The 22,513-nt window shown below is 50.7% G+C and carries 11 protein-coding genes; all 11 read left to right on the plus strand.

Annotation, left to right across the window (positions count from 1 at the left end):
- The first annotated feature begins 96 nt into the window (after positions 1-96).
- The gene (locus ACYVEA_RS07770) at positions 97-2,556 is read left to right on the plus strand and encodes an ABC transporter permease (RefSeq protein ID WP_461112797.1); all 2,460 of its coding nucleotides are present in this window, start codon (positions 97-99) and stop codon (positions 2,554-2,556) included.
- A gap of 12 nt (positions 2,557-2,568) precedes the next feature.
- Complete coding sequence (locus ACYVEA_RS07775) at positions 2,569-3,183, plus strand: hypothetical protein (RefSeq protein ID WP_461112798.1); 615 nt, start codon at positions 2,569-2,571, stop codon at positions 3,181-3,183.
- 116 nt (positions 3,184-3,299) lie between these two features.
- Positions 3,300-5,684, plus strand: coding sequence for an ABC transporter permease (locus ACYVEA_RS07780; RefSeq protein ID WP_461112799.1), 2,385 nt, complete (start codon positions 3,300-3,302; stop codon positions 5,682-5,684).
- An 80-nt stretch (positions 5,685-5,764) separates the two neighbouring features.
- Positions 5,765-8,188 carry an ABC transporter permease gene (locus tag ACYVEA_RS07785; protein ID WP_461112800.1) on the plus strand — a complete coding sequence of 808 codons (2,424 nt, stop codon included), beginning with the start codon at positions 5,765-5,767 and terminating at the stop codon, positions 8,186-8,188.
- Between the two features lie 103 nt (positions 8,189-8,291).
- On the plus strand, positions 8,292-10,745 hold the full coding sequence (locus ACYVEA_RS07790) for an ABC transporter permease (protein WP_461112801.1): 2,454 nt from the start codon (positions 8,292-8,294) through the stop codon (positions 10,743-10,745).
- Positions 10,746-10,938: 193 nt separating this feature from the next.
- Complete coding sequence (locus ACYVEA_RS07795; protein ID WP_461112802.1) at positions 10,939-11,277, plus strand: PadR family transcriptional regulator; 339 nt, start codon at positions 10,939-10,941, stop codon at positions 11,275-11,277.
- A gap of 20 nt (positions 11,278-11,297) precedes the next feature.
- The gene (locus ACYVEA_RS07800; protein WP_461112803.1) at positions 11,298-13,928 is read left to right on the plus strand and encodes an ABC transporter permease; all 2,631 of its coding nucleotides are present in this window, start codon (positions 11,298-11,300) and stop codon (positions 13,926-13,928) included.
- Positions 13,921-16,545, plus strand: a complete 2,625-nt coding sequence (locus ACYVEA_RS07805; protein WP_461112804.1) for an ABC transporter permease — start codon at positions 13,921-13,923, stop codon at positions 16,543-16,545. Before ACYVEA_RS07800 ends, ACYVEA_RS07805 begins: the two co-directional genes overlap by 8 nt.
- Positions 16,546-16,585: 40 nt before the next feature.
- Complete coding sequence (locus ACYVEA_RS07810; protein WP_461112805.1) at positions 16,586-19,195, plus strand: ABC transporter permease; 2,610 nt, start codon at positions 16,586-16,588, stop codon at positions 19,193-19,195.
- A gap of 172 nt (positions 19,196-19,367) precedes the next feature.
- On the plus strand, positions 19,368-19,955 hold the full coding sequence (locus ACYVEA_RS07815; protein WP_461112806.1) for a hypothetical protein: 588 nt from the start codon (positions 19,368-19,370) through the stop codon (positions 19,953-19,955).
- Between the two features lie 69 nt (positions 19,956-20,024).
- Positions 20,025-22,388: an ABC transporter permease gene (locus ACYVEA_RS07820; RefSeq protein WP_461112807.1), complete on the plus strand. Its 2,364-nt coding sequence runs from the start codon at positions 20,025-20,027 to the stop codon at positions 22,386-22,388.
- Positions 22,389-22,513: the final 125 nt, after the last annotated feature.

Raw genomic sequence — 22,513 nt, forward strand, 5'->3', positions numbered from 1 at the left:
ACAACATCTTTTTTCTATTGACTTCTCTGCCAGTATGCAACATGTATCATTCCTATGCGTCTTTGCTGGAGCTGTGTCAGAGGTACTACATGAACTATGCTACGTAACTACATCAAAATTGCGTTCCGCCGTCTTTGGGCCGACAAGACAAATACGATGATCAATGTGCTGGGGCTAACGCTGGGCATTACGTGCTGTTTAGTCATCTACATTTTCGTGCGGTACGAACTCAGTTTTGATGGCTTTCATACCAACACGAATCGCATTTATCGAATTGTACAGCACACCCAAACTGCCGATGGGATACAGCACTGGCCCACAACGGCTTATCCGTTAGCCGAAGCCATACGGCAGGAGATTCCCGGCGTTGGCGTTACGCAAACCGCCGGTCCTGATAGTCGCCTGATCAGCTCGGTCGATAGCCGCGGGGTTGTCCATCGCTTTGACGAAAAACGCGTCATGTTTGCGGATGCACAGTATCTCCAGACGTTCGATTTTGCCGAAGCTACTCCGAAGGGACGTTGGCTGGCAGGCAATGCCCAAACGGCCTTTCAACAACCCAATGCCGTTGTACTAACGCAAAAACTAGCCGAACGCTATTTCGCCGGGAGCAATGGGCATTTTAAACAGCTACTGGGCAAAACACTGACGCTGAATAACACCAATCCACTGACCGTATCGGGCATTGTCCGCAACCCACCCGCCAACACGAATCTGCCGTTCGACATGTTGGTCAACTATCAGTTTTTCAAAGCCAACAATCAATACCAGGTTACTAACTGGTCGGGTAATTATCAGGGCACTACGTATGTTACGTTGCCTGCGGGCGCTGATCCAACCGCCGTTGCCCGTCAGTTGCGGACGTTGCAAACGAAATATATGAAACCGGAAGATATCCGGCGAATCCGCTACGTGCTTCAACCACTCACCGACATACACACCGAAACGCTGTATGGAAGTTCACAGGGTAGCTACGTAGTAAGCCAGGATATGCTCTGGGGCCTGGGCAGTCTGGCAGTTTTTCTTATTCTGATTGCTGCATTCAACTTTATCAATCTGACCACGGCGCAAGCCATTCGCCGACGAAAAGAAGTGGGTGTTCGGAAAGTGATCGGTAGTACGCGGGTGCAGCTTTTCAGTCAGTTTATTGGCGAAACGCTCTTTGTCGCTATCGTGGCCGGTTTGTTATCACTCGCGGCTCTCAATGTGCTGCTGAACTGGGTAAACCAGTCGTTGACAATTATCGACCTTACTCTCCACTCAGATGCGACAATCTGGGCGTTCAGCGCCGGACTGATCTTACTTGTAGCCGTATTGGCTGGCTTTTATCCCGCGATAGTTCTGTCGAACTTCCAACCCATCACGGCCTTAAAAAACACCGTTCCCGAGCGACGCGACCGTTTCTCGCTCCGGCAGGGCTTAATTGTCCTGCAATTCTGCATTACGTACGGCCTGCTCGTTGGGACGTTTGTTGCCAGTCGGCAAATGAATTTGTTTCGGGATAAGGATTTAGGCTTTACGAAAGAGGCTGTTCTAACGTTAAACGGACCGCGCAATCAGGCAGCGGGCCGGATGAATACGTTCCGACAGCAGTTACTCCAGAATCCCGGCATTAAAGCCGTGAGTTTTGGCTCAGGGGCGCCCATCACCAACAATCACTACGGCACCAATTTTCGCCTGAAATCGGAATCCGTTCAGATGAATCGGCAGGCCGAGGAGAAGTTCGTTGATCTGGAGTATCAACCACTTTTTGATCTGAAACTAGTCGCCGGGCGCTGGTTCACGCAGTCGAATAATTTGCCGGAAGGCGCGCCGTTCAATGGCTTTGTAGTGAACGAAACAATGGTTAAAATGCTTGGATTGACACCTGAGTCCGCCATTGGTAAAAACATCGTTATCAGTGAAGGGGAAGCGCCAATTCTGGGCGTAGTCAGCGACTTCCACAACGTATCCTTGCAGCAACCCATTACCGCCTGTATACTGATATGCCAGCATACAGGATTCGCCGAGCAGGTTCACCTACAGATACAGACGCAGCATAGCCGCTTCCTGAACCTTCCGCAAACGCTCGGTTTCATCGAGAAAACCTGGAAGCAATTGTTTCCCGACGATGTGTATCAATACACGTTTCTGAACGAATCCCTGGCGAAAAATTACATCATTGAACAACTGATATTCGACGCTTTCCGAATTTTTGCGGCCATCTCCATTTTCATTTCGTGCCTGGGCCTGTTCGGGCTCATCACCTTCGCAGCAAATCAACGGACCAAAGAAATCGGGGTTCGCAAAGTGCTGGGTGCGTCGGTCGCCAGCCTCATCGCCCTGCTGGCTAAAGATCTTTTAAAGTTGGTACTCATCGCTATCGTCATTGCCTCGCCCCTAGCCTGGTATGCCATGAATCAATGGTTGCAGGATTTCGCCTACAAAATCACAATCGACGGGTGGGTATTCGTGCTGGCGGGTGTGCTGGCGATCGGAATTGCCTTGCTGACGGTGAGTTTACAAAGTGTAAAAGCCGCCCTGATGAATCCCGTCAAATCATTAAAAACCGAATAAACGACAAATCGAATGAAAACACTCGCAATTACCTTCTTCGTACTGGCCGGCACAGTAGCAGTCGCCCAGAAACACTCGTCCATCAGCCGCAACATCAACGACGATGGCAAAACGTTGTCGATTCGCGTCAACGGAACGGTCGACGGCAAAGCCATTGATTATGACCGCACCTTCGATGTTGCCAGCTTAAACCTGGAGGAACGTAATGCGCTGCGTGAACGCATTCTGGATTCCCTTAACATCAGCATGCCGGAGCCGCCCATACCTCCTGTCCCACCAGTTCCTCCTGTCCCACCAGTTCCTCCTGTTCCGCCGGTTCCTCCAACGCCACCCATTCCACCTGTGCCACCTGCTCATCCGGATATATCGGTAACTGGTAATGGGCATTCGATGGTATGGATCGATAGTGGTGATAATCAGACAGTGGCTGTCGGCGGCAAGAAACCCTTCACCAAAGAAGTCAACTACAATTCTGAATCCGGTCAACTGTATCTGCGCTATCGACTAACGAAAGATGGGGATGATTTTACGTACGAACGTACCCTTGATGTAAAAGGTAAAACGCAGCAGGAACGGCAACGTATCATTGAGACTATTGAAAAGGAAATCGGCGTACCTGCAAAATAGCGTGGAAAAGAGGGCATGGGGATTGGGGCATAGGGCGTGAGTGATTGGGTCTTGGTTACCCTGTGCCCCGAACCCCATGCCCAAACCCCTTTGCCCTAAACCCCCTACCCCTTCCTATGCTACTAAATTATCTCAAAATTGCCTGGCGGAATCTTCGGAAAGATAAATTCTATAGCCTGATCAATATTCTGGGGTTAACGGTTGGTGTTACGTGCGGACTGCTGTTGCTGCTGTACGTAACGGACGAACTGAGTTACGACCGCTATCACCAAAACGCATCGCAGATTTACCGGATCGTTTCGCACATTACCGAACCGGATAAAGTCAATCGCTGGAGTAGCACACAACCGCCTTTAGTCAAACAGTTGAAACAGGATTATCCGTTCGTAAAAAATTACGTACGCTTCTTTCCCTACGGCCGGGTGATGTTCCGGCAGGGCGAAAAGCGTTTTTATGAAGACGATGTGTATGCTGCCGACTCCACGGTGTTCGATGTGTTTAGTTATAAATTCATCGAAGGTGATCCCAGAACGGCACTGGACCAGCCGGGCAGTGTGGTGTTGACCCAGAAATCGGCGCAGAAGTTTTTCGGTTCGGGCAGCGCCCTGGGCCAGTCGCTGCAAACGAATGATACTACGTTCTATAAAGTAACCGGGGTGCTGGAAGATGTACCAAAAAACTCTCACTTTACGTTCAACGCCCTGATTTCTACAGGTCAGAACGAACGTCAGGCGACTGGCTGGGGTGGTTTTTACATACAGAGTTACCTGGTTTTACCCGAAAACTTCGACACCAAAATCCTTGTCAGCAAGTTTCCGCAGGTGTACGACAAATACATCGGGCCCATTTTCAAGCGGATGGGCATTAAGGTTACTTACGAATTGCAGCCACTGACCCGGATTCACCTCTATTCTAATCTCGAAGGCGAGTCCAACGGCGACATTGGCTACGTGTATACTTTCAGCGCGGTGGCGTTTTTCATGCTGTTGCTGGCCAGTATCAACTACATGAATTTAGCGACCGCCCGGTCGGCCAAACGCGCAAAGGAAGTTGGACTCCGTAAAGTAATGGGATCGGTACGCGGTCGGCTCATGGCGCAATTCCTGACCGAATCAGTGCTAATGACGGTTCTGTCGTTAGTCGCCAGCCTGATTCTGGTTGTCCTGTTACTGCCATTCTTCAATACTGTTTCGGGCAAGGAGATTCAGTATCAGGAATTATTACGGCCGCAGTTTCTGCTCATTGCCCTGGGCATCGTCGTGTTTACGGGCTTCATCTCAGGCAGTTATCCGGCCTTTTATTTGTCGGCCTTCGAACCGGCGGCCGTACTCAAAGGCTCATTCAACGCCAAAGGAGGGAGTTTTTTCCGAAAGGCGCTGGTGGTTTCGCAATTTGCCATTTCGCTGGTCATGCTTATCTGCACCTGGATTGTGTATAAACAGCTCAATTTCATGCGGAATCATGATATGGGCTATGATCGGGAGCAGGTCCTGACAATTGATTTTCAGGGTCGTCAACCCAGGGATCGATTCAGTACGTTACGAAATGAGCTGATGGCCAATCCGAATATTCGGGACGTAGCATCGGCTTCAGCGCCCACCAGCAACATTGGTAGCCGGGTCATCTTCACCGTCGAGTCGAATACGGGCTTGAAGGAGATGGGCTTCAAGCCCTTCCAGATCGACTACGATTACCTGAGGACGATGGGAATGAAAGTGGTGGCCGGTCGTAATTTTTCGGACAAATTTCCGGCTGACACCCTGAATTCAGTTCTGATCAATCAGGCGGTAGTGCAGCGGATGGGCTGGAAAGAACCGCTGGGCAAAAAAGTGATTCTCGGCGGCCTGCCTCAGGGGAAAGAGCAGGGGCCACCGACGGCGCAGGTGGTTGGTGTGGTAAAGGATTTCCACCAGCAGTCCCTCTACAGCCCCATCGAGCCCATGATTCTGATGTGCCGCCGGGCCAATCCGGTCATTCACATCAAAGTACAGGCAAAAGACGTTGACAAAACAGTGGCCTTCATTGGCCAGAAATGGCGTGAAACCTATCCGGATCGCCTGTTCGAATACCGCTTTTTAGACCAGGATTTTGAGTCGGCCTACCGGGCCGATGAACTGCGTGGTCGGATCTTCTCGACGTTTTCCGGCCTGACCATTCTCATCGCCTGTCTGGGCCTGTTCGGTCTGGCTACGTTCACAACGGAGCAACGCGTGAAAGAAATCGGGGTGCGCAAGGTGCTGGGTGCGTCGATCTCCAGTGTGGTTTTTCTACTCTCGAAAGACTTCACAAAACTCGTATTGTTCTCGTTCCCGATTGCCATTCCAATTGCCTGGTTTTCCATGTATAAGTGGCTGCAAAACTTTCCTTACAAAACGGATATTGGCATCTGGATTTTCGTGCTGGCCTGCATCCTCACCCTGCTGATCTGCTGGTCAACAGTAGTTTACCAGAGCCTGAAAGCCGCGTTGACCAATCCAGTGAAAAGTTTACGATCCGAGTAGCAAAGGGCATGGGGCTAGGGGCATAGGGTAAATAAAACCCAGCCCCTGCCCTTTGCCCCACGCCCAAACCCCTTTGCCCCATGTTAAAAAGCTATTTCTCAACCGCCCTCCGCGCCCTGAAGCGCAACTGGAATTACACCGTTATCAATATTGTCGGGCTGACATTTGGCTTAGCCTGCTGCCTGATTCTGTTTCTGGCGATTCGGTATGAACTGAGCTACGATCGCCATCATACCAACGCCGATCGCACGTATCGACTCATTACGTACAACAAACGATCGGAAGGCGATGGGCGAAACATTGGCATCCCGCTTCCGGCCCTGGCCGCCCTGCGCAACGACTTTCCGGAGATAAAAAATCAGGTGACAATGGCCTACGAACTGTATGGTGCTTTGGTTCGGGTGAGTGACAAAAAGGGCAGCAAGTTTCAGGAGCCCGGGGGTGTTGTGGCATTTGTAGAGCCTGAATATTTCAACCTATTTGATTATCAGTGGCAAGAAGGCAATGCCCAAACGGCAGTCAGGAATCCCAATACGGTCGTGCTGTCGGAACGGATGGCGAACAAGTATTTCGGGAATACCGACGCCGTAGGCAAAACCATCCGAGTCGAAAACAAGATGGATTTCGTCGTAACGGGTGTGGTTCAGAATCCACCCGCTACGAGCAATTTGCCTTTCGAGGTACTCTTGTCTTTTCCTTCGTTGAAACAATACGGAGCCAACGGAGGATGGGAGGACTGGGGCTCAAACTATAGCGGGGCTCAGGTCTATATGGCGCTGCCTCAGAACGTAGCATCGGCTCAGATGGAGAGCAAGTTTGTTCCCTTCATCCGCAAATACATGAAGCCCGACGACGCCAAAAATATTCAATACGAACTCCAGCCACTCACCAGTATTCACTTCGACACGCGTACGGGCAATTCAGCCAATCGTACCGTCAGCAAGCAAATGATCTGGTCAATGGGCCTGATTGGCCTGTTTATCCTCATTACGGCCTGCGTCAACTTTATTAATCTGGCCACGGCACAAGCCATCCGTCGGGCAAAGGAAGTGGGCGTTCGGAAAGTGCTGGGTAGTTCGCGCACGCAGCTGGTCCGTCAGTTTCTAGGCGAAACGGGTTTATTGACGGGTTTGGCCGTTGGACTCGCATTTTTGGTTGCCCATCTATCCTTACCCTACGTATCAGACTTGCTGGACATTAAAGTGGCCGCACTGGTGCTGTTTGATCCGGGCGTTATTGCCTTTGTTGTGCTGCTGGCCGTTCTGACTACGATATTGGCGGGTTTCTATCCGGCCCTGGTGTTGTCCGGCTACCAGCCTGTGCTGGCCCTGCGGGGTAAAATGAAGATGACGGGCAGCAGCCAGTTGACGCTCCGCCGGAGCCTAATTGTTTTTCAGTTTGCCATTTCGCAGATGCTCCTCATTGGCACCATCGTCGCGTATTCGCAGATGAAGTATTTCAGGTCAGCCGATCTGGGCTACAATAAAGACGCTGTGCTGACAGTAGGCGTACCTGAACAGAAGCCGGGACAACTGGAGACATTCAAGGCCAAAGTAGCGGCCTTGCCCAACGTAAAATCACTGAGTTACGGCATTTCGATTCCCTCGGCCGATGGCAACTGGTGGACGAGTTTCCGCTACGAAAATGCCGAGAAGGAAGCCGACTTCAGTGTGGTCATGCGACCCGCTGATACGGCCTATTTCAACACATATGGACTGAAACTGATTGCGGGACGTATCTACCAATCGGCCGACACCATCCGGGAGTTTGTGGTCAATGAGTCGTTTGTCAAGAAACTGGGTATTCGGGAGCCTCAGAAAGTGCTGGGTAAGTACCTCACGCTGGGGGGAACTACCACCAGAAAGCAGATTGTGGGCGTTGTGAAGGATTTCAATACGTTCTCACTCCATCAGCAAACGCAACCCTGCCTGTTAGCCAGCCAGCGGAGCGCCTACAACGTATTAGGCATCAAGCTCTCCACGCAGCAGGGCGGCATGGAATCCATTCATCGAATGATTAGCCAGATAGAGAAAGACTGGAATGCGACCTACCCCGATTTTGCGTTCAGTTATGAATTTCTGGACCAGACCCTCGCCAATTTCTATAAAGGCGAGGAGCGGATGTATTCGCTGTTTCGGCTCCTGGCGGGCATTGCCATTTTCATCGGTTGCCTGGGCCTGTATGGCGTCGTCGCGTTTATGGCTGAATCACGAACCAAAGAAGTGGGCATTCGAAAGGTACTGGGTGCTACAACCACCCACATTGTCGGGTTATTCTCAATTGACTTTGTCAAACTGGTGCTCATCGCGCTGGTTCTGGCCTCGCCTATCGCGTGGTACGTCATGAACAAGTGGCTGGCCGGTTTCCCCTACAAGATTAACATTTCCTGGTGGATGTTCGCCCTGTCAGGGGTGCTGGCGGTAAGCATTGCCTTGCTGACAGTCAGTTTCCAAAGTATCAAAGCCGCGTTGACAAATCCAGTTAAATCACTACGTTCGGAATAGTAAAGGGAGAGGGTTTGGGACAGAGGGCATCGAGTGTTTTTTCGTGACGATGGACTGCCCTCTGCCCTTACCCCTCTGCCCCACGCCCAACTCCATCTTCCCCATGCTAAAAAGCTATTTCACTACCGCCCTCCGCGCCCTGAAGCGCAACTGGAGTTACTCGATTATCAACGTGCTGGGCTTGACCCTGAGCCTGGCCTGTTGCTTGCTGCTGTTTCTGGCCATTCGGTATGAACTCAGTTTCGATCAGCACAATGCCAACGCCGATCGCACGTATCGGATAGTCTCGTTCAACAAAAAATCGAACGTCGACCGCCGGAATGTTGGTATCCCCCTTCCGGCGCTGGCCGCCCTGCGCAACGACTATCCTGCTCTGAAACAGCAGGTCACCATGGTAAACCGGCTCGCGAACGTAGTGGTTACCGTGAATGAAAAGAGTAGTCGATCAACGAAAAAATTTCAGGAGGGCGATGGCGTAGTGGCCTTTGTCGAACCCGAATACTTTCGACTGTTCGATTATGGCTGGCAAAAAGGGAGTCCACAAACCTCGATTACGAATCCAAATACGGTGGTGCTGAGTGAGCGCATGGCCCAGAAATACTTCGGCACCGGCAACCCGATCGGAAAAACGCTACGTATCGAGAACAAGATGGACTTTGTCGTAACGGGGCTCGTGCAGGACCTACCCGCGACGACCAGCATGCCATTTGAAGTGCTGCTCTCGTTCGCGTCACTGAAGCAATTCGGAGCCTCCACCAATTGGGACGACTGGCAATCGACCTATGGCGGAGCGCAAATTTATCTAATGCTCCCACCGGCTCAGGATCAGGTACTGGCAGCCGCGCAGATGAACCAGCAACTGGTGTCGTTCGTCAAAAAGTACCAGAAACCCAAGGACGCCAAAGATCTGGTTTATGAATTGCAGCCGCTAACCAACATTCATTTCGACACCCGCACCGACAATTATGCCAAGCGGACGGTCAGCAAAGAAATGATCTGGGCCATGGGTTTGATTGGCCTGTTCATTCTGATTACGGCCTGCGTTAACTTCATCAATCTGGCGACAGCCCAGGCGATTCGGCGTGCCAGAGAGGTTGGTGTCCGCAAAGTATTGGGTAGTTCACGGGGGCAACTAGTCCGTCAGTTTCTGGGCGAAACCGGCGTACTGACAGGTCTGGCGGTGCTTTTATCCCTAATCGTTGCCCAGGTATCGCTTCCCTACGTGGGAGAATTGCTCAACATTAAACCCGGAGCCGCGACGCTATTCGACCCACTAGTGCTGGGTTTCCTGCTGACGTTAGGCGTCGCGACAACCGTATTAGCCGGTTTTTATCCAGCCTTGGTCTTATCAGGCTACCAGCCCATTCTGGCGCTGAAAGGCAAGATGAAAACGGGTGGCAAAGGTGTAATCAATCAGTTAACGCTACGTCGGGGGCTGATTGTGGGGCAATTTGCCATCTCGCAAATGCTCATTATCGGTACGATCATAGCCTATAATCAGATGAACTACTTCCGTTCCGCCGATCTAGGCTACAGCCGGGAGACCGTATTGAATGTATACATTCCGGAGAAAAAGCCCGGCCAGCTGGAAAGTTTAAAAGCGAAACTCAGCGGGTTGCCCGGTATCCAGTCGATGAGTTTTGCGATGACAACCCCGTCGTCGACCAGCAACTGGAGCACCGGTTTCCACTTCGAAAATTCGGATAAAGACCCCGATTATGGCGTACTGATGCGACCCGCCGATAGCGCCTATATTCACACCTACGGCCTGAAACTGATAGCGGGTCGGATGTACCAATCCGCCGACACTATGCGGGAGTTTGTCATCAACGAAGCGTTTATGAAACGCCTTGGTTTTCAAACACCGCAGCAGGTCATTGGCAAGTTTATGTCGGTGAATGGCGAAGACATGAAAAAGCCCATTGTTGGCGTGGTGAAAGATTTCAACGCGTTTTCGCTCCACCAGCAGATCGAACCAAGCGTACTAACCTCCTATCGTGATCAGTACCGCAGTCTGGGCATCAAACTCTCATCCCAGCAGAGCAGCCCCGAAGCCATTAGTCATTTGCTAAAAGACATAGAAACCGCCTGGAATGCTACCTTCCCCGACTTCGTGTTCAAGTACGTCTTTCTGGACGAAACCCTCGCCAATTTCTACAAAAGCGAAGAACGGATGTATTCGTTATTTCGACTGCTGGCGGGCATTGCCATCTTCATCGGTTGCCTGGGCCTGTATGGTGTAGTGGCATTTATGGCCGAATCACGGACCAAAGAAGTGGGCATCCGCAAGGCATTGGGGGCATCGACGGCTAGCATTTTTGGCCTATTCTCTACGGACTTTGTCCGGCTGGTGTTGGTCGCGCTGGTCATTGCGTCGCCCGTTGCCTGGTACGTCATGAACAAATGGCTGGCCGATTTTGCCTACAAAATTGATATTGCCTGGTGGATGTTTGCGCTGGCGGGCTTGCTGGCCGTAGGCGTTGCCCTACTGACGGTAAGCTTCCAGAGTATCAAAGCGGCCATGATGAATCCGGTGAAGTCACTACGTTCCGAATAAGAAGTCAACAGAACCCATTTTCGACAAGGCAATCCAGCGCTGGATTGCCTTGTCCGTTTCGGTACGTATGCTGTCCACAAACGGACAATCCAGCCTGGCACAATTCCCAAAAAAGCCATTCCAAGATCGTTACGGGCTTGTTTTCGAATTGGCATTGCATTTGATCGGCATTATCGTATAATATAGCTGAGGCATGAAACGAGCCTTTTTGGGAGAATTTGAAGAAGTAGTCCTATTGACTGTGGCGATTCTGGACGAATCCGCTTACGGCGTCACGATCACACAGGAGATCGAGCAGAAAACCGGTCGGTCGGTTGGTTTCAGTACCGTTCATACGACACTGCAACGGTTGGAAGAGAAGGGCTTTCTTTCGTCACAAATGGGGGGTGCCACGGCCGAACGAGGTGGCCGACGTAAACGCTTTTTCATGGTAACGGCGGCCGGGCGTCGGGCGTTACAGGAAGTGAAGCAGGTACGTGCCGACTTGTGGAACGCGCTGCCTCCGCAAACACTGCAACTCATGGGAGGGTGAAGGGTACTGATGACTACTAAATGATGAAAAAGCCACCCCGCTGGGCCACCTGGCTCCTGGCAACCTTCGGTTGCCCCGACACGCTGGAAGAAGTGCAAGGCGACCTGCTCGAACTCTACGACCACTGGGTTGGAACCCTGGGGAAACGTAACGCCGACTGGCGCTATAGCCTTACTGCACTCAAATTATTGCGGCCTTTGGCTAAACGACGATCGAACGAACCCTACTCCTCATCCCCTTCATTTCTGAGTCCTTCTATGCTACGCAACTATATAAAAATCGCCCTGAGGAACATTACCAAGAACAAAGTTTATTCCTCCATCAACATTGGCGGGCTGGCGGTAGGCATGGCGATGGCCATGCTCATTGGCTTGTGGATTTATGACGAACTAGCCTACGACAGATACCACCAGAACTATGACCGTATTGCCAAGGTCATGCAACGCGGCACGTTTGAAGGCGAGTTTGGCGCAGGAGGCTACATGCCTCTCCCGCTCGGGAATGAGTTGCGCACCGATTTCGCCGATGATTTCACTTACGTTGTTATGTCGTCCTGGAATGGAGAGCATATCCTGGCCTATGGCGACAAAAAATTCACAAAACGGGGTAACTACCTGAGCCCGGAAGCGCCCGACATGCTCACCCTGAAGATGCTACGTGGTACGCGGGCGGGCCTGAAAGATCCGGCATCGATCATGCTGTCGGCGTCCGTTTCCGGAGCACTTTTTGGGAGTGGTGATCCACTGGGCAAAATCGTAAAAATTGATAACAAGCTGAACGTAAAGGTGACGGGGGTATATGAGGATTTGCCCTATAATACCGAGTTCAGAGACCTGACTTTTATTGCACCCTGGGATTTATACGTGTCGTCGGAGGCATGGGTAAAGCGGGCGCAGGATAACGTGGAGTGGAATAATAACTCCTGGCAAATACTTGCCCAGATTGCCCCTAACGCTGATTTTGATGCCGTTAATGCCAAGATCAAAGGGTTACGGGTGAAACACGTTCCGGAAGCAGCTCCCTATAAAGCCGAAGTATTCTTGCAACCGATGCGCCTATGGCATTTATACACGGGTTGGGATAAACAGGGGAACCTGGAAGGGCGCATACAGTATGTCTGGCTATTCGGCATTATTGGCCTGTTTGTGCTGCTGCTAGCCTGTATCAACTTCATGAACCTCAGTACGGCACGTAGTGAAAAACGAGCCAAAGAAGTGGGTATCCGAAAAGCAGTGGGATCGGTACGCTCGCAACTCATCAGTCAGTTTTTTAGCGAGTCGCTGATGGTTGTTGCGTTTGCCTTTATCCTATCCATACTACTAGTCATTCTGGCACTTCCTCTTTTCAACGAAGTGGCCGATAAGCAACTGAGCATCTTATGGAACAGCCCTTTGTTCTGGCTTGCAGGCATCGGATTTAGTCTGTTCACCGGTATCGTTGCGGGTAGTTATCCCGCGCTGTACCTGTCTTCTTTTCAACCGGTAAAAGTCCTGAAAGGTACGTTTAGAGTAGGCCGGTTTGCGAGTGTGCCCCGCAAGGTGCTGGTGGTCATTCAGTTTACCGTTTCGGTTACGCTCATCATAGGAACGATTCTGGTTTTTCGGCAGATCCAATACGCCAAAAATCGCCCCATCGGCTACGACCGCAATGGGCTGATCACGATTACCATGAACACGCCCGAACTACACAGCCACTACAATGCCCTGCGGGAAGAACTACTACGAACCGGTGCGGTTGTGGACATGTCTACCTCATCGACACCGGCAACGAATTTAAATTCACAAAATGGCGGATTCGAATGGGCAGGGAAAGACCCCACGTTCAACGCCCAGTTCGGGACAATCGCCGTAACGCACGATTTCGGCAAAACGGTAGGCTGGCAGTTTAAGGAAGGTCGTGATTTTTCGCGAGCCTTCTCGACCGATTCCGCAGCGCTGGTCATGAACGAAACGGCAGCAAAGTACATGAACTTGAAAACCGGATCGCCGGTGGGCATGATCATGAAATGGAATGGGCGACCCATGCGCGTATTGGGTGTGGTTAAAGACATGGTGATGGGGTCGCCGTTTGAGCCGGTTGTTCAGACTGTTTTTATGCTGGATTATGGATGGGCAAACGTCATCAATATTAAACTTAACCCGGAACTGAGTGCGCCCGAATCGCTGGCGAAAATCGAGGCCGTCTTTCGAAAATTCAATCCGGGAAGTCCATTCGATTACAAATTTATCGATCAGCAGTACGCGCTGAAATTTGCCGCCGAAGAGCGCATCGGCAAGCTGGCTTCTGTCTTCGCCATACTGGCTGTATTTATCAGTTGCCTGGGCCTGTTTGGCTTAGCGTCGTTCGTTGCTGAACAGCGCACCAAAGAAATTGGGGTGCGTAAAGTACTGGGCGCATCAATAGCGAACGTATGGCTGATGCTTTCCAAAGACTTTGTGATGCTGGTCATTATTGCCTTTGGTATCGCTACACCCATCGCCTGGTATTTCCTCGGTAACTGGCTTCAGAAATACGACTATCGAACTGAGCTGTCCTGGTGGATTTTTGCCTTATCCGGTCTAGGGGCTCTGATCGTTACGTTGCTCACGGTGAGTTATCAAAGCATCAAAGCAGCCCTGATAAACCCGGTAAAAAGTCTGCGAAGTGAGTAGTATTGATAAGCGAAAACCGCCCCGCTGGCTGGACTGGCTACTTGCGTCGTTCGGCCACCCCAATACACTGGAAGAAGTGCAGGGCGACCTGCTGGAGCTTTACTCATACTGGGTGCAGAGCGTGGGAGTTCGTAAGGCTCGCTGGCGATACGCAGGTAGTGTATTGAAATTACTACGGCCGCTGGCCAGATCAAGAAAATCAAATGAGTATCCGTTCCCGTTTTTCTTAAGTCCTCATATGCTACGTAATTATTTAAAAATCGCCTTTCGCAACCTGATCCGAAACAAAGTTTTTTCGGGTATCAACCTGCTTGGATTATCTACGGGAATTACGGTATGCCTGCTGATCTTTCTGTTTATCAGTAATGAATTCAGTGTAGATAATTTCCATAAAAATGGAAAAAGCATCTATCGTGTCATGCGTGGCATTGAGAATGAGGGCAAAGAAATTGCGGTTTCTTATTTATCTGGGCCTTATGCGCCTGCGTTACTGACCGATTTTAAAGGACAAATCACGCAGGCTGTTCGGGTAAACCCTACGGATGCGTTGGTGACTAGCCAGAACAAATCGTTTCATGAACGGAAAATCATTGATGTCGACCCTAACTTTTTTGACTTCTTTTCCTTCCCGTTGCTCAGAGGTAATCCGGCTACCGTGTTGGCCGACCCAGCCAGCGTCGTGCTTACCGAATCGACGGCCAAAAAATATTTTGGTAGTGTCGACAACGCCATGGGCAAAATTGTCGAAATCAATAAAAATCTACCCGTAAAAGTGACGGGTATTGCTCAGGACGTGCCCGTAAATTCCCATCTGGATTTTGATCTGGTTGTGCCGTTAGAAAACTACAAAGACCGGGGCTGGATGACCGGCTGGATTAATAACGGTATTTACACCTACGTACAGCTTGCGCCAACGGTCAGCAAAGAACAGATTGAACGAAATTTCCCGCGCTTTATGGATAAGCACATGGGCCTGATTATGAAGCAGTACGGCTTTCATTTTAATCTGTCGCTCACGCCATTGCGGGCTATTTATTTCGAACAGGCGGCCTTTGATAGCGTCAAACACGGCGATAAACAAGTGGTTTATATCTTTCTATCCATTGCTATCCTCATTCTGCTGGTGGCCTGCATCAATTTCATGAACTTATCGACGGTTCGGGCGGTAGAGCGATCCAAAGAAATTGGGGTGCGGAAAGTGCTGGGCGCCATTAAAGGCCATCTGGTGTGGCAGTTTATTGGCGAGTCACTCTTGCTGACGGCACTTTCCTGCGTACTGTCGATTGGTATGCTGACGTTAGTTTTACCCTATTATAAGCAACTGCTGGGCCACTCGCTGAACCTATCTGCGTATGCAGGGCCGATTGGGCTGTTTCTGATCAGCATTATCATAGTAGCTGGCTTTTTTTCAGGCAGTTACCCGGCGTTTGTACTGGCGGCCTTTTCGCCTATCCAGGCCCTGAAAGGTAAACTACGACTGGGTAAAGGTGGTATTTCATTGAGGCAGATGCTGGTCGTGGTACAATTCAGTATTTCGATATTGCTGATGCTCGGGACAGCCATCGGTACCCAACAAATGAACTACCTCAAAAACAAACAGCTTGGATACAACAAAGAGCAAACCCTGGTAATCCCTATCGACAATGGCGATATCTATAACTTTTTCCGGAAGCATAAACAGGATCTGCTCGCCCAGAGCCGGATTGAGGCTGTTTCGGTGATGTCGGGCGAACCGGGTGGTTTTTTCGACGGGCTTATGTTCGACGTCGAAGCGCATCCCAACCGGTGGAAAGCCCGGACAGAATTTACCGATTTCGATTATGTGAAAACGATGGGACTGAAACTGATTGCAGGCCGCGATTTTTCGTCCCAGTACCCCACCGACACGGCTCAGGCGGCTTTAATTAATCGAACGGCGGCTGCCAGGCTGGGCTGGACTCCGCAGGAAGCTATCGGCAAGTGGCTAAAAAATACGCTTCGTGACAGTACCAACCGTACTATTATTGGTGTGGTCGAGGATTTCAATTTCCTGTCTTTGAAAGAAGCCATAGAGCCGTTGGTGATTGCACCCTACGACGACCAACGAGTCGCTTTAATTCGGCTAAAACCCGGCAATCTAACGGCTTCAGTGGAGACGATCCAACAGTTATATGCCAGAACGCGACCGGCGTATCCATTTGAGTACCATTTCTTAGATCAACAATTTGACCAGATGTATCAGACAGACCTGCGTCAGCAAACGATTATGCGGATTTTTGCCGGACTGGCCATTTTTATCGCTTGTTTGGGTCTGTTTGGATTAGCCTCTTTCTCGGCCCAGCAGCGCACCAAAGAAATCGGGGTGCGTAAAGTACTGGGCGCATCGGTGGGTAGTATTGTGGGCCTGCTTTCCAGTGATTTTCTAAAACCAGTGGGCATTGCCATTCTGATCGCCAGCCCGATTGCCTGGTATGTTATGAATCAGTGGCTGCGAAATTTTGCTTACCGGGTTGATATTTCGTGGTGGGTCTTCGCGTTGGCGGGGTTGCTGGCCATTGGCATTGCCCTACTGACAGTGAGTTTCCAAAGCATCAAAGCCGCTCTGATGAATCCGGTTAAATCACTACGTTCCGAATAAAGTAGAGAAGCAATTCCTAACGTCTCTACAAAAGAAACGCATGAATGCCAACCCAAATCCACCCCGATGGGCTCAGAAACTTGTAGAGACCTTTGGTGATCCCAACACCTCGGAAGAGGTGCAGGGAGACCTTCTGGAACTCTACGCTCATTGGGTGGCAACAGTGGGGGAGCGAAAAGCTCGCTGGCGATACGCCCTAAGTGCCCTGAAACTACTGCGGCCATTGGCCAAACGCAACCTAACAACCGACTACTTATCACCTTTTTTCCTAAGTCCTGATATGCTACGTAATTATGTCAAAATCGCCTGTCGGAACCTGATTCGCAACAAAGCGTTCTCCGCCATTAACATCTCAGGGCTGGCCCTGGGGATGGCTGCCAGCCTGCTGATATTCCTGTGGATCCGGGATGAGCTGAGTGTGGGAAAGCAGTACGCAAACGGGAACAATCTGTACCGGGTGATGGAGAATGAGATGGCCGACGGACGGATTGTGACCGATGAAGATACGCCCGGCCTATTGGCCGATGAACTCAAGAAACAGCTTCCTGAAGTAGTTCATGCCGCAGGGTTGTCGTCGAAGGAAGGGCATATATTAACCGTTGGTAATACGATAGCCCGACAAACTGGTTGCTATGCCGGAGCCGACTGGTTCAGAATGTACAGCATTCCCCTATTGGCCGGAACGGCTGACGTAGCACTCAATGCGCCAACTAATCTGGCTATCTCACGAAAGCTGGCCGAAACGTATTTCGGTGATGCACAGTCGGCATTGGGCAAATCCGTTCGATTCGATAATACCACCGATTATCAGGTGACGGCAGTATTCGAGAATCTACCCCACAATTCACTCGACAAATATGATTTTCTACTGAACTGGGATAACTACTTAAGACATAATCCCTGGCGTACTGAGTGGGAAAATAGTGGCCCTGATACGCGTCTCGAACTTCGCTCCGACGCCGACCCAGCCAGGGTCAATGCCAAGCTCAAAACGTTTCTGAAAGGCCGAAACAAGGACATCAATGCTACGTTCAACATTGAATTATTTCTGCAACCCGAGACGGAAGCGTATCTGTATTCCAACTTCAAAAACGGGCAACGCGACGGGGGACGTATCGAATACGTTCGACTTTTTATCCTTGTTGCCGTGTTTCTACTGCTTATTGCGGGGATCAATTTTATGAACCTGGCTACGGCCCGCTCGGCCAAACGGGCGCGCGAAGTGGGCGTTCGGAAAGTGGTCGGGGCCGAACGGGCGTCGCTGATCGGGCAGTTTATGGGCGAGGCACTGCTCCTGACGCTTATCGCTCTGGGGCTGGCTATCATGCTGGTTAGCCTCTTGCTCCCCGTGTTCAACCAGTTGACCGACAAGCAACTAACGCTACCGTTCACCCAGCCTTCTTTCTGGTTGCTCTTGGCAGGTTTACTCCTCCTGACCGGTGGTTTGGCAGGTAGTTATCCGGCGCTGTTTCTATCGTCACTCAATCCGGTACGAATCCTGAAAGGTACCTTACGATTTGGCGCAGGGGCTCAATTATTTCGGCGTGGTCTGGTTGTCTTTCAGTTCGTACTCTCAATGCTGATGATTGTCGGAACGGTGGTCGTTTATCGGCAACTTCAGTACATTCAAACGAAGAATCTCGGCTACGACCGTGAGAACCTGATCACTATTCCCGGCATAGGCGAAGTAGCCAGCAAGTACCCAACTTTCAAGCAGGAGTTATTACAACTGCCAGGTATTCAATCGGTAACGCATATGATGACAAGCCCGTTAGAAAATGGAAACACAACCGACGGTGTCCATTGGGAAGGCAAAGATCCTTCGCTCGCCATTCAATTCAACAACACCGTGGTGGGCTACGATTTTGCAAAAACGTTTAAAGTCAAGCTCCTTCAGGGCCGCGATTTCTCACCAGCTTTTGGCACGGATTCAAGTAATTATCTGATTAATCAGGCAGTTGCCAAACGTATCGGCTATAAGAATCCGGTTGGGCAACCGCTCACGTTTGGGAAGCAACCTGGAAAGATTGTAGGGGTTATGGAGGATTTTCATTTTCAGTCGCTGCACGTAGCGATCAGACCGCTTATCATTCGTCTGGGAGAAACCTGGTGGCCCAACAACATTCTGGTGCGAACGCAACCCAGCCAGACCAGTCAGGCCTTGGCCAGTATCGAAGCCCTTTGTCGGAAATTAAACCCCAAACTTCCTTTTTCGTATTCATTCGTTGATGCGGACTATCAGAACCTCTACAAAAGCGAAACGGTTGTTGGGACACTATCCACAATTTTCGCCTGCCTGGCGATTTTCATTGCCTGTCTGGGCTTATTTGGTTTAGCGGCCTTCACCGCTGAGCAACGGACCAAAGAAATTGGCGTGCGCAAAGTACTGGGGGCGTCGGTCGCCAGCATTGTGGCGCTGCTCTCCGCAGACTTCCTCAAACTGGTCATGATCGCCGTTATCATGGCATCGCCCATTGCGTGGTACGGCATGAACCGGTGGCTACAAAATTTCGCCTATAAAATTGACATTAGCTGGTGGGTCTTTGCGCTGGCGGGTTTGCTGGCCATTGGCATTGCCCTACTGACGATCAGTTTCCAAAGTATCAAAGCTGCGTTGATGAATCCCGTCAAATCACTACGTAGTGAATGATACCGGTTTCAACCTTTGTCCGCTGTCGTACGAAAACTGTCCGATAATGGACAACTTCGTCAGATTACGCCAGGTAAATTATTGAAAAGCAACAGCTTATACATCTGGCACGAAGATAGATAGGACGAATATGCTAATCTAATCGAACCATCACGAAACTTCTTGCTGATTTATGAAAACGCTATTTACCCTATTACTGGTCACAGTAGGCTTCGGTGCCGCAGCACAGCGTTCGTCCAGCAAGGAGGTTACTACCGATGAGCGGCAACTTCGCATTCGTGTTGACATTGAACAGCCTGGCCGCTCGATTTATTACAGCCGCTCGTTCGACATAGCAGGCATGGATAAAGACGCCGTAAATGAATTGAAATCCCGTATTCTTGATTCCTTAGACCGTGCCTCATCTGAGCAGGAAGGGGGTGTCGCTATTGTCGGACGAAAACGTGAAGTTGCCTCGCAGCGCAAACGGAAAGCTGACGAACAGGCCATCTACGTAGCCCATTCCGACGAAAGCAGAAGTAATCACCTGGAAGCCAGTGCCTCATCGTCCTTTTCTCCAAGTGAAGTCGCTCCATCGTCGGTATTAGTCCGGGAAGACAAAGAAAACGGGCGGCTCTGGATGCAATACACATTCCAGAAGGATGGCGAAGAGCTGATTATTGAACGGACTGCCAACGTAATCGGTAAATCTGAGCGCGAAAAACAGGCGATCATCAGAGAAACCGAGCGCAGCTTTGGTATCAAGACGGGCAATCAATAATATACTGTATTTTTGTAAAGACCGGTTAACGTATCGCATCACCGTCGGTACGGTCTCTACGAAAATACCATGCTGGACAACTACCTCAAGATTGCCTTACGTAATCTCAAACGCAACCTGCGCTATGTGATCGTTAATGTTGTCGGGTTAGGACTGGGGCTCGGCTTTGGCATTCTGGCTTTTCAAAATTACCGATACGCTAATTCCTACGACAGCTGGCACAAAAATGCCGACCGTATTGTGCGGATTGAAAGCGTAAAAGCCGACAACGATGCTCTATACGGCATCTGCCCCTCCCGCATAGCAATCGACGCACCACAGCAACTTGCCAACGTTGAAGCGGCTGTCCGTTGGGATTCAAGACGGGCGGTCGTCAAGCAGGGAGACAATATCTTCAATGAAACGATCCATTTTGCCGATCTTAATTTTCTGCGGGTATTTGACTTTCCGGTAGTGAATGGCGCTGCCGACTTCACCGATCCGTCCAAGGTTCTCATCTCGCAGGAAACCGCGACAAAGTATTTTGGCAACCGGAATCCAATTGGTCAATCCCTTACCATTTACGCGGATCAACCTACCCGAAAAACGCTCATCGTAGGTGGCGTTGTGGACGGAGATTTCAAGCACTCAAGCATACGGTTCGATTTCCTGACGCAGTTAAGCAATCAACTTGAGGGCGATCAGCCCGTTGATCATACAGACTGGAAATACCGGGTCGATGCGGTGTTTCTGTTACTCAGACAACCTGCCGCTGTTTCGGCCCTCGAAGCCTCCCTGGCTCCTCTTGTTGCCCGTCAGCAATCGGCTGACCCTGACTGGAAAATCCGGCGGTTTGTGGTGGAGCCCCTTCGAACGCTGGCCCTGAACGCCCGCAACCTACGCGCGAACAGATTGTATCCTTCGCTCCCGGCATCGGCGGTTTGGGGCATGCTCATAATGGCCATTCTGATCTTGCTGACAGCCTCGCTCAACTTCGCCAACATGACCATTGCGATCTGTAATCGTCGGTTACGTGAAATCGGTGTCCGCAAAGTAATGGGAAGTTCACAAGGGCAACTTATTATTCAATTGCTCGCCGAAGCGGGCGTCATTTGCGCACTTGCCATGTTGCTGGGCCTGATCCTGGCCTTTCCGATTTCGAGTTGGTATAATCACATGTGGCCCTACATGGCCATCCAGATTGATTACCTCGACCCGGTTTTAGGCGCCTACCTGGTGGGGATGTTCCTATTCACTACGTTATTAGCAGGCTCGTACCCCGCCTTTTATGTAAGCGCCTTCCGGCCAGTGCATATTTTTCGCGGAACACTACGTTTCGGAGGATCAGGTCTTTTCTCCCGCACTATGATGGGCATTCAGGTTGCCATTTCGCTGATAGCGGTGGTCGTGGGACTGAGTTTCGAACGTAACGCCGAGTATAACCACATCGCCGATGTGGGCTACGATCGCCATAACCTCATCGGTGCATATGTATATGACGAGTCGAGCTGGCGGGTTTTCAAAACAGCAGCCCAGACGATTCCGCATGTTGAGGCCGTCAGTGGTACCCAGCATATTCCCGGCTTTAGTTACAGCACCATTAACTTTAGACTGAATAGCCTGCCGCACGAATCGATGGTCTACAATGTGGGCAACGACTTTACACGGATGCTCCAGATACAACTACGCGACGGTCAACCCTTGCTGGCCACCCAGGACGGCAGACCAGCGCCCAACGTGCTGGTGAACGAGACCTTTGTTCGGGAGTTTGGGGAGGGAAAATCGCTGGTAGGCCAGTCCATTCAACTGGATTCAGCTACGTATCAGATCAGCGGGGTTGTACGCGACTTCATGACCAATACGCCGTTCCGACCGATTGCGGCTGCGGTGATCCGTCCTGTATCGGCCAGTCAGTTTTCGTATTTCATTGCCCGCGTGAAAGCCGAACACCAACAGCAGGTTTTCGCTGACCTGGAACGCACCTGGAAACGACTCTTCCCTTACAAACCTTTCGACGGGTTTTATCAGGACAACGCCCTTGCCGAAGCCGAATCAGTATCCAACAATGTGGCGCAAACAATGGGCGTTTTTGCGCTGGTGACCATACTATTGGCGATCTCGGGCCTGTTTTCCTTAGTATCTCTCAACGTACTGAAACGTATGCAGGAGGTAGCCATTCGGCGGGTCCTAGGCGCTACAGGCGCCCAGATTGGCTGGGTACTGCATAAAAACTACGTTTGGATTCTGATCGTTGCGGTCGTTTTAGGCTGTGCCAGCGGATATGTTATGGCGTTGGTGTTGCTGAATAGTATCTTCAAAATAAATAACGGCGTTTCCACAGGCATACTGATTATTTCGGCCAGTAGCGTTCTGGCGATAGCCTTCCTCACAATTTTGCTGAAGCTCTGGCAAACACTCCAGATCAACCCATCCAGTTCACTGAAATCAGATTAGTAGTTGCAGAAATGTTTATTGGCTTCTCCTTGACCGGATGGTGTTGCTGACGAAAAAATTGCCGACGCATAGGAGACGCAAGGGATTGCGTCTCTACACAAATAAAAAAATTTCTTCTTTTTCTG

Source organism: Spirosoma jeollabukense, from assembly GCF_054777855.1.